Below are 14,385 nucleotides of genomic sequence, written 5' to 3' on the forward strand. Positions count from 1 at the left end.
GGTGCTGCCCGGGAACCTCCGACGTGACGGTCAGCGCGGAGCCCTAGGCTGGGCACCGATGAGCGAGCACACACCCCTCACGGACATGCCCGGCGAGGTCACCGGCCCCCAGCGCATCGCGCGCCGGCAGCTGATGCCTGCCTCGCGGCTGGGTCGGCACCTGCGCGACGCGGCTGTGCACGTGGTCCGGAGCACCTCGCCGCCGACCATCCCGCTCGGTCAGCGCTCGGCCTTCGACGACATCTCCCAGCGGCACGCCCGGGCGGTGATCGACCTCGCGCTGCGCGTCGGTGAGGCCCTGCTCTCCACCGGTGCCTCAGCGGCGGACACCGTGGCCACCGTGCTCCGGCTGGGGCACGCCTACGGCATCGTCGCGATGCACGTGGACATCACCTACACGTCCATCTCGGTGTCTATCCACCGCGGTGAGACCGAGGACCCGCTGACCGTGATGCGGGTCATCACCGACCGCTCCCCGGACTACACCCGGCTCGAGGCCGTGCAGAAGCACATCGACGACATCGTCGCCTCCGCGGGCACCGCCGGTCCGCTGGCCGACGTGGACGTGGCCCGGGAGCGGCTCTCCGACCTGCTCGCCTCGCCGCACCCCTACCGGCGCTGGCTGGTGACGGTCGGTGCCGCGGTGATGTCCGTCGGGGTGGTCATGCTCTTCGGCGCCGGACCCTTCATGTGGCTGGTGGCCGCGTTCTCGGCGGCGCTGGTGGACCGGGTGCAGCGCTGGCTCTACATCTGGGGTGTCGCGGCGTTCTTCAGCCAGATCCTCAGCGCCGCGATCCCGGCGGCGATCGCGCTCGGCATGTATGCCCTGGGCCGTGAGGCCCCGTCCGTGGTGGTGATCTCGGGCATCGTGGTGCTGCTGGCCGGGCTGGGGGTGCTGGGCGCCGCCCAGGACGCCCTCGACGGCTACTACGTGACGGCCGGGGCCCGGGGGCTGGAGGTCCTGATGCTCACGCTCGGGATCGCGGTCGGCGTCTCGCTGGTGCTGGGGATCGCCGGATGGTTCGGCGTCTCGATGCAGGCCTCGCCGATCATCGTGCTCGGTGGCACCCCCCTGATCAGCACGATCGGCGCCATGCTGATCGCCCTCGGTTTCTGCCTGACCACCTACGCCGGCCGCCGGGCCACCGTGCTCAGCATCCTCATCTCCGCGCTGGCCTGGCTGGTGCTCGAGGTGCTGCTGCTGGTCGGCATCGCCTCCCCGGTCGCGGTCGCGATCGCCGCCTCCGTGGTGGGGGCCCTGGCGTATGCCGCGTTCCGCCGGCTGCGGGTCCCGGAGGCCGCGATCGCGACGGCCAGCATCGTCTCGCTGCTCCCCGGACTGTCCGTGTACCGCGGGCTCTACCTGATCATGCAGAACACCCCGGTGACGGTGGCGAACGCCATCATCCACTTCGTCGCGGCCCTGTCCACCGGGCTGGGTCTGGCGGCCGGGCTGGCGATCGGCGGGTTCTTCGCGCGCCGCAAGTTCGGGCTGGACCGGGCGGCCATCCGGGCCCGGCGCCGCTCGCGCGGCACCGCAGGCGCCATCGACTGAGGCGCCCGTGCTCAGTCGGTCCAGGTCCAGCTGGCCAGCAGCTCGTCCAGCACCGGTGCCACGTCCTCCGCCTGGCTCTGCACCGCTGAGAAGGTCACCACGTGCAGCGTCCCGTCCCGGGAGATCCAGCGCTGGGTCTGCTGCACGGTGAGGTCCTGCACCTCCCGGGTGAGCGTGTAGCCCGGCGCCAGGTGCCCGTCGACCTCGGCCGGCTCCAGGATCTCGTACTCGCCGTCCTCACCGGCCAGCTGCTCGGCGGTGTTCTCGACCGCCGAGGTCAGGTTGCCGACGTACTCCTCCTGGGTCACCACGACGTTGGTGTAGAAGTCGTCGAGCCGCTCCGTCTGCCGGGCGGCGACCAGCACGGACTCCTCCTCGACGGTGTCCGTCACGTCCTCCCAGCCTTCGGGCAGACTCACCTCGAAGGTGTCGTCCAACGAGGTGAGGACGACCTCCTCGGCCTCCGGCTCCGGCGCGCTCGTCACGGCGGCGTCCTCGGGCGGCTCGGTCTCCTCCGCGTCGTCGGCCGGGGCGCTGGTGACCGCGGCGTCCTCGGGCGGCTCGGTCTGCTCCGCCTCGTCGGCGTCCTGCGGCGCGCTGGTGGCGGCCTCGTCCTCGGGGGAGGAGCTGGTCGACGGCTCCTGGGTGGGCTCCTCCTCCGCGCAACCGGTCAGCGCGAGGGTGGCGAGCAAGGTGGCGGCGCCAAGGGTCGTCAGGGACCGACGGGTGGGGGTCATTCTTCTCCTCGGGTCGGGTGCGCCGAGCGGCACGTCAGGGGTGAGGTTCCAGTATGACCCCATCGGCCGAGCGCATACCGTGTGCTCATGCCGCGACCCCCCCTCGACCCGGACGCCCGGATCGACCTGCACACGCACTCGGACCGCAGCGACGGCACCGAGAGCCCTGCCGTGCTGGTCCGCGAGGCGGCCGCCGCCGGGCTGGACGTCGTCGCCCTGACCGACCACGACGGCGTGTCCGGGTGGGCGGAGGCGGACCGCGCCGGGAGGCGGCACAAGGTGGTCGTGGTGCCGGGGGTGGAGATCTCCTGCAGCTGGCACGGCGTCTCCGTGCACCTGCTCGGGTACCTGGTCGATCCCGGGCACCCGGGGCTGACAGAGGAGCTGGGACGGACCCGGGAGAGCAGGCGGACGAGGCTGCGGCGGATGGTGGAGCTGCTGGCGGCGGAGGGCTTCCCGGTCAGCTACCCGGAGGTGCTCGCGCTGGCCGGGGACGAGGCGTCACTCGGTCGGCCGCACATCGCCGACGTGCTGGTCGGCAACGGCCGGTACGCCTCCCGGGACGAGGCCTTCGCCGACGTGCTGGCCAGCGGCAGTCCGTTCCACGTCGGGCACTACGCCCCCGGACCGGTGCACGCCACCGAGCTGGTCCGGGCGGCCGGTGGGGTCGCGGTGATGGCCCACCCGTTCGCCGCGGCGCGAGGGACGTTGGTCCCGGACGCGGTTATCGGGGAGATGGCGCGGGCCGGGCTGCTGGGCCTGGAGGTGGAGCACCGTGACCACGACCCGGAGCAGCGCGCCCACGGGCGCGAGCTGGCCCGGCGGCTGGGACTGCTGACCACCGGGTCCAGCGACTACCACGGTGCGGGCAAGCCCAACCGGTTGGGCGAGAACCTGACCGGCCCCGAGGTGCTCGACGCGATCCTCGGGGCCGGTAGTGGTCATCCGTTGCTGGGGGACTCCGGCTGACCGGAGGTGGTGCGACGGCGCCGCCGACGACGACCGCCGCCGGACCCGGGCTCGCCGCCCTCTGCGCGTTCGCGGCGCGGACGCTCCTCCTGACGGGGCTGGCCGGCGCCACCGTCAGGACGGCCGCCGCCGCTGCCTCGCCCACCGCTGCTCCGGCCTCCTCGACCTGCGCCACCGGCGGAGGGGCCGCGGCCCCGCTGCTGGCGTCGCTCGCCGGGTCCGTCGATGTCCTCGAGGCGCTCGCCGGAGAGCCCCTCACGGGTACGCGCCGACCTGGGCAGCGTGCCCCGGGTCCCCGCCGGGATCCCCAGCTGCTCGAAGAGGTGCGGGCTGGAGGAGTAGGTCTCCTCGGGCTCGGGGTAGCCGAGGTCGAGCGCCTTGTTGATCAGGCCCCAGCGCGGCATGTCGTCCCAGTCCACGAACGTGATCGCGACCCCGGTCGCGCCGGCCCGACCGGTACGACCGATCCGGTGCAGGTAGGTCTTCTCGTCCTCCGGGCACTGGTAGTTGATGACGTGGGTCACGGCCTCGACGTCGATGCCGCGGGCGGCGACGTCGGTGGCGACCAGGACGTCCACCTTGCCGGCCCGGAAGGCGCGCAGGGCCTGCTCACGGGCCCCCTGGCCCAGGTCGCCGTGGATCGCGGCGGACGCGAAGCCGCGGTCCGCGAGGTCGTCGGCCACCTTGGCCGCGGTGCGCTTGGTGCGGGCGAAGATGATGGACAGCCCACGACCCTCGGCCTGCAGGATGCGCGCCACCATCTCCACCTTGTCCATCGCGTGCGCACGGTAGGCGAACTGCTCGACAGCGGCCACCGTCTGGCCGCTGTCGTCCTCACTGATGGCCCGGATGTGGGTCGGCTGGGTCATGTAGAGGCGGGCCAGCGACACCACGGCGCCGGGCATGGTGGCCGAGAAGAGCATGGTGTGCCGACCGGCCGGGGTGAGGGCCAGCATCTTCTCCACGTCGGGGAGGAAGCCCAGGTCCAGCATCTCGTCCGCCTCGTCCAGCACCACCGTGCGGCAGTGCCCGAGGGTCAGGAACCCCTTGGCCGCGAGGTCGAGCAGTCGACCGGGTGTGCCGACGACGACCTCGACGCCGGCGGCCAGGGCGTCGATCTGCGGCTCGTAGGCGCGGCCTCCGTAGACGGTGAGGATGCGGATGCCCCGGTGCGCGGCGGCCTTGGCCAGGTCACCTGCCACCTGGACGGCGAGCTCACGGGTGGGTGCGACGACGAGGGCCTGCGGGGCTCCCGGGCGCTCGAGACGGGCGAAGCCGTCGTCCCCGGGGGCGACGGTGTTGTGCAGCAACGGGAGCCCGAAGCCGAGCGTCTTGCCGGTGCCGGTCTTCGCCTGGCCGATGATGTCGTGCCGGGCCAGCGCGACCGGCAGGGTCATCGCCTGGATCGGGAAGGGGTGGGTGATGCCACCGTCGGCCACGGCCCGGACGATGTCCGGGTGGAGGCCGAAGTCGGCGAACGTGCGGTCTTCCAGCATGCGTACTCCTGATCGGACGGATGGCCGCCTCCCGACAGGTGTGTCGGGGCGGTCCGGGCCGATCGGGTACGTGTGCGATGAAAGGGGACGGGGCGTTGTGCCCGACCCGCATCAACCGTCTGCCTACGGGGCAGGACGGCCGACCGGGCACCGGTGAACGCTGCAACTCTACCGGACGACGACGACGCGCCCTGCCCGAGCGGGCAGGGCGCGTCGTCGGACGTCGAGGTCAGCGCGTCAGCGGACGGCCTTGTTGTTGCGGCCGGTGATGGCCAGGTAGGCGACGACGGCGATGATCGCGAAGACCGTGCCGAGGATGAGGCCCCAGAAGCTGAACTGGGAGCCCTCGGTGCCGAGGAAGTTGGCACCGACGAAGGAGCCGACCAGGGAACCGACGGCACCCAGGCCGATGGTGGCGGGCAGGGAGATGTTCTGACGACCGGGGAGGATCAGCCGCGCCAGCGGACCGACGATGCAGCCGACGATCAGGGCGACGATGATGGTGGCGATCATGAGGTGGTGCCTTTCGAGACGTGTGTCCAGCACGGGGCACTCCCCGTCACTGGTGTCCTGCCGGCGACATCGGGTCGCCCGCAGGATCGGCGCTCATCGTAGAGCCGATCGGGGCGGCGCACCACCTCAACACGCCACCGCACCGGGGGGTCTCGCGGGGCGTGGCGTGACCGGTGGGTCGGTCAGTGCGTGCCGAAGCCGACGCGCCCCTTCTCCTGCACCCCGATCTCCACGTAGGCGAGCGCGGCGGTGGGCACCAGCACGAGCTGGCCCTTGTCGTCCTCCAGCTCGATGAGGGTGCTGTCCCCGGCCAGGGCCTCGGTGATGGCCGCGCGGACCTTCGCGGGCGTCTGGGCGGACTCGAAAGCGACCTCACGGGCGACGTCGCGGATCCCGATGCGGACCTCCACGGTGGTACCTCCATCGAAGCGGTGGGCAGGGCGGCCCCTGCGGTCGGTCACAGCCTAGTCCTCGGCGCTCGCCGCCCCGACGCCCGGGGGGACGGAGACCAGCCCGGTCCAGGTGACCGTGGTGACCAGGGACAGGACGCGCTCGCGGGGCAGCCGGTGCTGGTGCTGGTACCAGTAGAGGGCGGAGTTCTGCGCGATCCCGACCATGGTGATGCCCAGCAGGACGCACTCGTCCCAGGGAAGCGCCATCTCGGTGGACATCCTCCGCGCCATCGCCTCGCCGCACGCCTGGCGCGTCTCGTCGAGCAGGGTGGCCACCGCCGGTTCGGAGAGCATGTCGGAGGCGAACAGCAGGGAGAACCCGGAGGCCGGTCGTTCCACGAAGGTGAAGAAGTTCGTGAGGCAGGCGGTCATCCGTGCCTCGTTGTTCTCGGACGACGCCAGCGCCCGCTCGGTCATCTCGACGACCTCGTCGGCCACCCGACGCGCCACCGCGAGGTACAGGTCGAGCTTGCTCTCGAAGTGCCGGTACAGCACCGGCTTGCTGACGCCGGCGCGCTCGGCGATGTCGTCCATCGCCGTCGCGTGGTACCCGTCCTCGGAGAACGCCTCGAGCGCGGCGTCCAGCACCATGCCGCGACGCTCCTGCCGGCCGGGTCGTGCGCCCGGTGCAGGCGTTGGGGGGATGCTCACACGTCTCTCCTCTGGGTCGGTGCCCATCCTAGGCCGGGCACCTCGCCCACCGGCCAAGGACGGCACTGTCCGTACCGGGTGATGTGATGGGTGTCATGGCAGGTACCGCGACCACCCCCGCCCCCCACCGGCCGGACCCGGCGCACGCGCAGGTCATCGGGCACCGTGGTGGTGTGCTGCTGGTGCTCGGCGGGCCGGGGAGCGGGCGCACCACCGTGCTGACGCAGCACGTCCAGCACCGGGTGGCGCAGGGCCTCCTGCCGGACGAGTGCCTGGTGATCGCCGCGACCCGGCAGGGCGCCGCCCGGCTCCGGTCGGACATCGGGGCGGGGCTCGGGGCCACGCACACCGAGCCGTTGGCGCGGACCGCGGCCTCGCTGGCCTTCTCCGTCCTGCGCCTGGCGGCGGCCCGCGCCGGCGAGCCGGTCCCGCGGCTGATCTCCGGGGCGGAGCAGGACGCGGTGCTGCGCGAGCTGCTGGTCGGGCACCGGGAGAACGGCACCGGACCCGACTGGCCCGAGCACCTGCGGCCCGCGCTGACCACGACCGGTTTCCGGGGACAGCTGCGCGACCTGCTGATGCGCGCCGTCGAGCACGGGCTGGGGCGGGAGGACCTGGAGCGGCTGGCCGCCGAGCACGACCGGCCGGAATGGGCCTGCGCCGGTGAGGTGCTCGAGGAGTACGACCAGGTCACCGCGTTGTCGGACCCGGGAAGCTTCGACCCCGCCTGGATCTGCACCGCGGCGGCGGACGCCCTCGACCAGGACCACGAGCTCCGTGGCCTGGTGCACCGGAGGGTCCGTCTGGTCGGTGTGGACGACGCGCAGGAGCTGACGACCTCCGCGGCCCGCCTGCTGGCAGCGGTGCGCCCGCCCGGGGCAGACGCGCTGCTGGTCGGTGACCCGGACAGCACGGTGCAAGGCTTCCGGGGCGCCGTCCCCGGTCTGTTCCTGGAGCTGGGGCGCCGCTGGGCCGCCCAGGACGGGACCGGGACCCACCGCATCATCCTGGGGCACCGGCACGGCGTCGGGGCGCAGGTCGGCGAGGTCGCCGACCGGGTCGCCTCCCGCATCGGGGTGAGCGGGGACGCCGGGCACCGGCGGCCAGAGAGCGTCGACGCCGAGCAGAGGTCCGGCTCGGCGATGGTGCGCCTCACCCGGAGCCCGGCCCAGGAGGCGGCGCTGGTGGCCCGTTGGCTGCGCCGCGCCCATCTCGTGGACGGGGTGCCGTGGAACCGGCTCGCGGTCATCGCCCGGAGCGGGGGGCAGCAGGACACCGTCCGCCGGGTGCTCGCATCGGGCGGTGTCCCGGTCCAGGTGGACCGGTCCGGCCTGCCGCTGGGCGCGGACCCGGCCGTGCTGCCGCTGCTGCTGGCCCTGGACGTCGTCACCCGTCCCGGCGCGGAGCAGGGCTGGGTGGTGAGCGCGGAGGAGGCCACCGCCCTGTTGACCGGTCCGTTGGGCGGGCTCGACCCGGTCGGGCTGCGCCGGCTCCGTCGACGGCTCCGGGCCGAGGAGCTGGCGGCCGACGGCCGGCGGGGGGCCGACGAGCTCCTGGCACACGAGGTCACCGACCCCGGTCTGCGGTCCGGGTCACCCGCGCTGGTCCCGGCGGACAAGGAGGCGGTCGTCCGGGTCGGGCAGGTGCTCGACGCCGGGTGGCAGGCATACCACCGACCGGGCGAGGGCACCGCCGCCGGTGCCGGTGCGGCGGACGAGGTGCTGTGGGCCCTGTGGTCGGCCAGCGGGTTGGCGCTGACCTGGGGTGCGCAGGCGGCCGAGGGACGAGCAGTGGGTGCCCGGGCCGACCGTGACCTGGATGCCGTGCTGGTCCTCTTCGCGGCGGCCGAGAGCTACGTCGAGCGACGCCCCGGCAGTCGGGCGCGTGGCTTCCTGGACGAGGTGCAGAGCGCCGAGGTGGCGGCCGACACGCTGGTCACGGGTGCCCGGCGGGCCGAGCAGGTGCAGGTGCTGACGCCGCACGCGGCAGCGGGCCGACGCTGGGACCGGGTGGCCGTCATCGGGGTGCAGGACGGCATCTGGCCGGACCTGCGGCTGCGCGACACCCTGCTCGGCGCGGAGGCGCTGGTGGCGGCGGTGCACGGGCGTCCGGTCTCCGGCCAGGAGGCGTGGCGGGCTGCGCTGGCGCAGGTGAGGGCGGACGAGCTGCGCCAGTTCCACGTGGCCGTGACCCGCGCCCGGGAGCAGCTCCTGGTCACCGCCACCTCGAGCACCGACGACCAGCCCTCGGGTCTCCTGGACCTGGTGGAGCCGGGTTTCCGGGACCGCCCTCCGGTGGACGTCCCGGCGCCGATGACGTTGCGCGGGTTGGTCGGCGAGCTGCGGCGCACCGCGGCGCGTGCCCAGCGCGACGGTGACCGGGCCACCAGGGACCAGGCCGTCGACGTGCTGCTCCGCCTGGGGCAGGAGGGGGTCGCCGGCGCGGACCCGGGCTCGTGGTGGGCGACCCGGGACGTCTCCAGCGAAGGGCAGATCCGTCCGGAGGGTCCCGTGCGCGTCTCGCCGTCCCGACTGCAGACGTACCTCGACTGCTCGCTCCGCTGGTTCCTCACCTCCCGTGGCGCCGACACCGGAGAGGCGTTCGCCGCGGAGCTCGGCACCCTGGTGCACGACGTCGTGGCCGCCGCACCGCACGCGTCGGTGGCGCAGCTCGGGGAGGAGCTGGACCGACGCTGGCCCGACCTCGGGCTGCCCGACGGGTGGATCAACGACCGGGCCCGGGACGACGCCCGCACCATGCTGGAGCGCTACGGCCGGTACGTCGCCGAGGCGGCCGGGCAGGGACGCGACGTGGTCGGCGTGGAGCTGGACCTGGACGTGACCCTGCGCCCGGGGGAGGACGAGGTGGGGCGTGAGGTCCGGCTCGTGGGGGCGGTCGACCGGCTGGAGCGGGACGCCGAGGGTCGTGCGGTCGTCGCCGACCTCAAGACCGGGCGGACTCCGGTGCCGAAGGCGGACGCCGAGCGGCACGCCCAGCTGGGGGCCTACCAGGTCGCCGTCACCGAGGGCGCCTTCGCGGAGCAGGTGGGCACCGAGAGCGGCGGGGCGCTGCTGGTGCAGCTGGGCGCGACCGGGGCGATCGAACGGGACCAGCAGGCGCTGGACGGGACGGACGACCCGGGCTGGGCGCGGCGGATGGTGCTGGAGGTCGGTGAGGGTATGGCCGGGGCAGGGTTCACGGCCCGGGACCTGGAGCGTCGCTGTCGTCGCTGCCCCGCCCGTTTCGCCTGCCCGCTCCAGCCGGAGGGGCGGCAGCGATGAGCGGGAGCGACCCCACCCCGGCGGTGCGGTACACGCCGGGCGACCTGGCTGCGGCGCTCGGCACGCCTCCGCCCACCCCGGAGCAGGAGGCGGTCATCACCGCTGCGCTGCTGCCGACCGCGGTGGTCGCGGGCGCAGGCTCGGGCAAGACCGAGACGATGGCGTCCCGGGTGCTGTGGCTGGTGGCGAACGACCTGGTGGCACCCCAGGACGTGCTCGGTCTCACGTTCACCCGCAAGGCCGCGCTCGAGCTCGCCGGCCGGCTCACGAGCAAGCTGCGTCGGTTGCGTGAGGAAGGGCTCTGGTCGGGCTCGTCCGACCAGATGCCGGAGGGGGCCCACCCCGGTCGGTGGTCGGGGAGCTCCGACGACTTCGACCTGCCGACGATCTCCACGTACCACGCCTACGCCGGTCGCCTGGTGAGCGAGCACGGCCTGCGGCTGGGGGTCGAGCCGGACGCGGTGCTGCTCTCCGAGGCCGCCTGCTGGCAGCTCGCCCACGACGTGGTCAGCGGATACCACGGGGACATGGACGGGATGGACAGCGCGCCCAGCACCGTCGTGCGCTCGGTGATCGCGCTGTCCGGTGAGCTCGGGGAGCACCTGGTGGCGCCGGAGGAGGCGCATCGGCTGCTGCACCGGCTGGCCGACCGCTGCGAGGCGCTGCCGCACGAGGGGCGGCCGCTCAAGACGGGCGCGGACCTGGCCGGCACCCTGCGCAAGCAGGCGCTCATGTATCCGCTGGTGGAGGCATACCGTGCCGCCAAGGTGGCCCGGGGTGCGCTCGACTTCGGGGACCAGATGGCACTCGCCGCCCGACTGGCACGGGACGTCGACGCGGTCGGCCTGGGGGAGCGGACCCGGTACCGGGCGGTGCTCCTCGACGAGTTCCAGGACACCTCCGAGGCCCAGATGGTGCTGCTCACCTCGTTGTTCGCCGGAGAGCCCATGCCGGTGACCGCCGTCGGTGACCCGCACCAGTCCATCTACGGCTGGCGTGGTGCGAGCGCCACGACGCTGACCAGGTTCCCGCGGGACTTCGCCCTGGACGGGCGGGCCGCCCCCGTCCTGCAGCTGAGCACCTCCTGGCGCAACGACCACGCGGTGCTGGCCGCCTCCAACGCCGTCGCCGAGGAGCTGCGTCGGCTGACGGAGGTGCCGGTGGCCACCTTGCGACCGGGGCCGGCGGCGGGACCAGGGCTGGTCGAGGTCGCCCGCCTGGTCGACCACGTGGCCGAGGCCGAGCACGTGGCGGACTGGGTCGCCGAGCACTGGGGCCGGCCCGGAGCGGGCACCGCGGCCGTCCTGTGCCGGGCGCGGGCCCAGTTCCCGACGGTGGTGGACGCCCTGCGTCGCCGGGGCCTGCCGGTGGAGGTGGTCGGTCTCGGTGGCCTGCTGGACACCCCCGAGGTGCTGGACCTGGTCGCCCTCCTCTGGCTGGCGCAGGAGCCGACGCGCGGTGACCAGGTGATGCGGCTGCTCGCGGGCCCGCTCTGCAGGCTCGGTGCCACCGACATCGACGCCCTCTGGTCCCGTGCCAGGGAGCTGGCCCGGGATCCGGGGGACGACGTCGCCTCCGAGCGTGAGCACGCCGCCGTCCTGGCCGAGGCGGTGGAGCAGCCACCACCGCAGGGGTGGGTGGGACGCGGGGGGGAGCACCTGTCGCCGGAGGGCGGCCGGCGGGTGCAGTGGTTGGCGGACGTGCTGCGCAGGGTGCGCGCCCTCACCAGCCTGCCGCTGCCCGACCTCGTCGTCGAGGCCGAACGGCTGCTCGGGCTGGACCTCGAGGTCGCCTCCGACCCGGACCTGCACCCGAGCTGGGGGAGGGCACCCCTCGACGCGCTGGCCGACGTGGCCGCCGGGTACCTCGCCGGAGCCGACCGGAGCACCCTGGGCGGCTTCCTGGACTGGTTGGACGCGGCCCGTGAGCACGAGCGGGGCCTGGAGGACGTGGAGGTCCCCGAGCTGGCCGAGGTGTCGGTCGACGCGGGCGCCGTCCAGGTCCTCACCGTGCACGCCGCCAAGGGGCTGGAGTGGGACCTGGTCGCCGTGCCCGGCCTGGTCGAGGGCACCTTCCCGGCGGGCCGGACGACACCCACCCACCGGGAGGGGGAGTGGACCGTCAAGGACCGTGCCGAGAAGGGATGGCTGGCCGGGGTGGGCAGGCTGCCGACGCCGCTGCGCGGTGACCGCGAGGGACGGCCCGACCTGGCGTGGTGGTCGGTCCCGGACACCCGTGCCCTGCGGACGGACCTCGAGGAGCTGGGCCTGGCCAACGGCAGGTTCTCGGTCCAGGAGGAGCGCAGGCTGGCCTACGTCGCCTTCACCCGGGCTCGGCACCGGGTGCTCCTCACCGCGCCGGTGTGGTCCACCGGCCGGATGCCACGGGTGACCTCCCGCTTCCTCGAGGAGGTCGGTCGCGGTGACGGGGTGGACGTGCGGACCTGGGCCCCGATGCCCGACCCCGACGACGCGGCCCAGATGACCAACCCGCGGCTCAGCGAGCAGCTGAGCGCCCGGTGGCCGGTACCCCAGGACGAGCGTCGGTCAGCGGTGCGTGACCTCGCCTCGGCACTGCTCGCCGCCCGGGCGACCTCGGAGGAGCCCCCATCGACGACGGCCTCGCCCTGGGCGGAGACGGTGACGGTGCTGCTGGCCGAGCGAGCCGCGCGTGCCGGGGCGGCGCCCGGCCCGGTGCTGCCGGACCACCTGTCCACCTCGGCCCTGGTCGAGCTCGCCGCCGACCCGCAGGCTTTCGTCGCGCAGGTGCGTCGCCCGCTGCCGCGGCCACCGGCGCCGCGGACCCGGGTCGGCACCGCGTTCCACGCCTGGGTCGAGCAGCACTACTCCGCGGCCACCCTGGTGGACCTCGACACCCTCGAGTCGGCGGACACGGCCACCCAGCTCTCCCAGGACCTGGCGCCGCTGCAGGCACACTTCCTCGCCAGCGAGTGGGCAGGACGCACCCCGACGGCGGTGGAGGTCCCCGTCCAGACCTCCGTCGGCGGCCGCACGGTGGCGGGCCGGATCGATGCCGTCTTCGCCGAGCCCGACGGGGGCGTGACCGTGGTCGACTGGAAGACGGGCTCCCCGGGCAGCCCCGAGCAGCAACGGGCACGGGTGGTGCAGCTGGGGGTCTACCGGCTGGCCTACGCGCGGCTCATCGGGCTGGACCCGGGCCAGGTGGGTGCGGCCTTCTTCTACGCCGCCACCGGAAGGACGGTGCGTCCCGAGCTGCCCACCGAGGTGGACCTGGTCTCGCTGCTGGACCGGCTGTCCGGGCCCGGCTGAGAGCGGCTCAGGAACGGTCCCGGGGCGGCTGCGTCCGCTCGGGATCCTCGGCGGGCATCCCGTACAGCTCGTGCAGGCGCTCCTCGTCAGCCATCTCCTCGGACGTGTCGTCCTCCTCGGTCACACTCCCGGGAGCGACCCCCTCAAGACTGTCTTCGTCGCGCATACCCTCATCGGGTACGGCGCCGTCGTGCCCGGCCGACCCGACCTCGGTCGAGCGGTCGTCGGTGTCCTCGACGTCCTCGCTGTCCTCGGCGACCGGACGGGGGACCATCACCTCGGCCGTCGCGTCGGGGTCCACCGCCGGCACGTCGCCACCGTCCATCCTGTCCGTGGCTGTACCGGGGGCATCGTGGTCGGGTGCGTCGCCGTCGCCGTCGCCGTCGTCCTCAGGCTGGTCCACAGGGGCGTCCCCGGTGAGGACCGGTCGCACCTGCTCGGTCACCGTCCCTGCCGGGGTCGGTGCGGTCACCCCGGCAGCGCCGCGGGCCGTGGTCGGCACCAGCGAGTCCTCGTCCTCGGTGAGCCTGTCCATCCGCCGGAGCGACTCCACGATGCGACGGGCGAGGTCCTCCTCGCCCTCACCCACGGCCCGGGCGAGGCCCTGCAGCCGTCGGGTCTCGGAGATGAGCCGGGCGCGGGCGTGCAGGTAGGGATCGGGGCGGTGGGAGCGGGCGAGGCCGTAGCTGTCCAGCACCGACTCCCAGGCACCGGGGGTGGCCCGCGAGTACAGGTCCGCGAGGTCGGTCGCGGGGTCCGCCACCATCGCCTCCTCCCAGTCCGTGACCGCGACGACCCGGCCGCTGCCGGCGTCGTCGTCGGCGAAGGCGACGAGCACGGTGGACCCGCGGAAGGCGCCGTGCACCGGCGTGGTCGCGAACTGCCACAACGGCGCCGCCTCGAACGCCTCCTCCCACCGGGCCAGCAGCCGGGTCGGCACCCGGCCTGTCTCGGCGGCCCGGTCGATGTCCGCGATCAGCCGCTGCCGGCAACCGGCGGCGTCGAAGGTGGGCACGTCCTGGTTCTCGAACACGGCGGGAGGGATGTTGTGGATCGCGGCGATCGCCCGCCCCACCGCGTGCGCCAGCCCTGCCCCCTCCGGCAGGTGCGCCAGGTCCAGGGTCATCCCCTCGACGTGCGGGTAGACCGCGGCGCTCCCCTCGGCGCCGACGGCCGCGTACCCGGCCGGGGCCGGCACCGTGAACGGGAGGTGGCGGGACAGCTGGCGCACCAGCTCGTCGTTGCGCTGCAGCCGGGCCCCGGCCACCGCGGTGAGGGGGGCACGCACCAGCCACCGTCGGCCGGTCGCGTCCTCGACCACCGCCTGCTGCAGCTGGGCCTCGGCCTCGTCGATACCCATCCGCGCCACGGCCACCGGCTTCATCCCGGGGACGGCGGCGCTCGCGAGGGCGGCCAGGGCCAGGTCGCTGCGGTTCACGCC

At 74.1% G+C, this 14,385-nt stretch carries 10 protein-coding genes; 4 read left to right on the top strand and 6 right to left on the bottom strand.

Annotated features, from left to right (window positions below; genetic code table 11):
- Nucleotides 1–58 precede the first annotated feature (58 nt).
- Nucleotides 59–1,555, top strand: a complete 1,497-nt coding sequence (locus ACI3EY_RS12210; protein ID WP_405040554.1) for a threonine/serine exporter family protein — start codon at nucleotides 59–61, stop codon at nucleotides 1,553–1,555.
- Nucleotides 1,556–1,566: 11 nt separating this feature from the next.
- Here the strand turns inward: ACI3EY_RS12210 and ACI3EY_RS12215 are convergent, their stop codons facing one another.
- Nucleotides 1,567–2,292 carry a hypothetical protein gene (locus ACI3EY_RS12215; RefSeq protein ID WP_405040555.1) on the bottom strand — a complete coding sequence of 242 codons (726 nt, stop codon included), beginning with the start codon at nucleotides 2,290–2,292 and terminating at the stop codon, nucleotides 1,567–1,569.
- 87 nt (nucleotides 2,293–2,379) lie between these two features.
- Between ACI3EY_RS12215 and ACI3EY_RS12220 the strand changes: the two genes are divergently transcribed.
- A complete protein-coding gene (locus ACI3EY_RS12220) occupies nucleotides 2,380–3,261 on the top strand; it encodes a PHP domain-containing protein (RefSeq protein WP_405040556.1) in 882 nt (293 codons plus the stop codon).
- On the opposite strand, the gene ACI3EY_RS12225 is transcribed toward ACI3EY_RS12220, so the two are convergent.
- The 4 genes from ACI3EY_RS12225 to ACI3EY_RS12240 all read right to left on the bottom strand — a co-directional run bounded on the left by ACI3EY_RS12225 (nucleotide 3,234) and on the right by ACI3EY_RS12240 (nucleotide 6,373).
- Nucleotides 3,234–4,757 carry a DEAD/DEAH box helicase gene (locus ACI3EY_RS12225; protein WP_405038352.1) on the bottom strand — a complete coding sequence of 508 codons (1,524 nt, stop codon included), beginning with the start codon at nucleotides 4,755–4,757 and terminating at the stop codon, nucleotides 3,234–3,236. The genes ACI3EY_RS12220 and ACI3EY_RS12225 overlap by 28 nt on opposite strands.
- Nucleotides 4,758–4,994: 237 nt before the next feature.
- Nucleotides 4,995–5,270 (bottom strand): GlsB/YeaQ/YmgE family stress response membrane protein, encoded by a 276-nt coding sequence (locus ACI3EY_RS12230; RefSeq protein WP_405038347.1) that lies wholly within the window; start codon nucleotides 5,268–5,270, stop codon nucleotides 4,995–4,997.
- A gap of 182 nt (nucleotides 5,271–5,452) precedes the next feature.
- Nucleotides 5,453–5,680, bottom strand: a complete 228-nt coding sequence (locus tag ACI3EY_RS12235) for a DUF3107 domain-containing protein (RefSeq protein WP_405038346.1) — start codon at nucleotides 5,678–5,680, stop codon at nucleotides 5,453–5,455.
- Between the two features lie 54 nt (nucleotides 5,681–5,734).
- A complete protein-coding gene (locus tag ACI3EY_RS12240) occupies nucleotides 5,735–6,373 on the bottom strand; it encodes a TetR/AcrR family transcriptional regulator (RefSeq protein ID WP_405038345.1) in 639 nt (212 codons plus the stop codon).
- 95 nt (nucleotides 6,374–6,468) lie between these two features.
- On the opposite strand from ACI3EY_RS12240, the gene ACI3EY_RS12245 reads away from it, so the two are divergent.
- Nucleotides 6,469–9,654 (top strand): ATP-dependent helicase, encoded by a 3,186-nt coding sequence (locus ACI3EY_RS12245; RefSeq protein ID WP_405040557.1) that lies wholly within the window; start codon nucleotides 6,469–6,471, stop codon nucleotides 9,652–9,654.
- Nucleotides 9,651–12,944, top strand: coding sequence for an ATP-dependent helicase (locus ACI3EY_RS12250; protein ID WP_405040558.1), 3,294 nt, complete (start codon nucleotides 9,651–9,653; stop codon nucleotides 12,942–12,944). Before ACI3EY_RS12245 ends, ACI3EY_RS12250 begins: the two co-directional genes overlap by 4 nt.
- Nucleotides 12,945–12,951: 7 nt before the next feature.
- On the opposite strand, the gene ACI3EY_RS12255 is transcribed toward ACI3EY_RS12250, so the two are convergent.
- Nucleotides 12,952–14,382, bottom strand: a complete 1,431-nt coding sequence (locus ACI3EY_RS12255) for a phosphotransferase (RefSeq protein WP_405040559.1) — start codon at nucleotides 14,380–14,382, stop codon at nucleotides 12,952–12,954.
- Nucleotides 14,383–14,385: the final 3 nt, after the last annotated feature.

The organism is Serinicoccus shuyuelongi, assembly GCF_045032955.1.
GTDB lineage: Bacteria > Actinomycetota > Actinomycetes > Actinomycetales > Dermatophilaceae > Ornithinicoccus.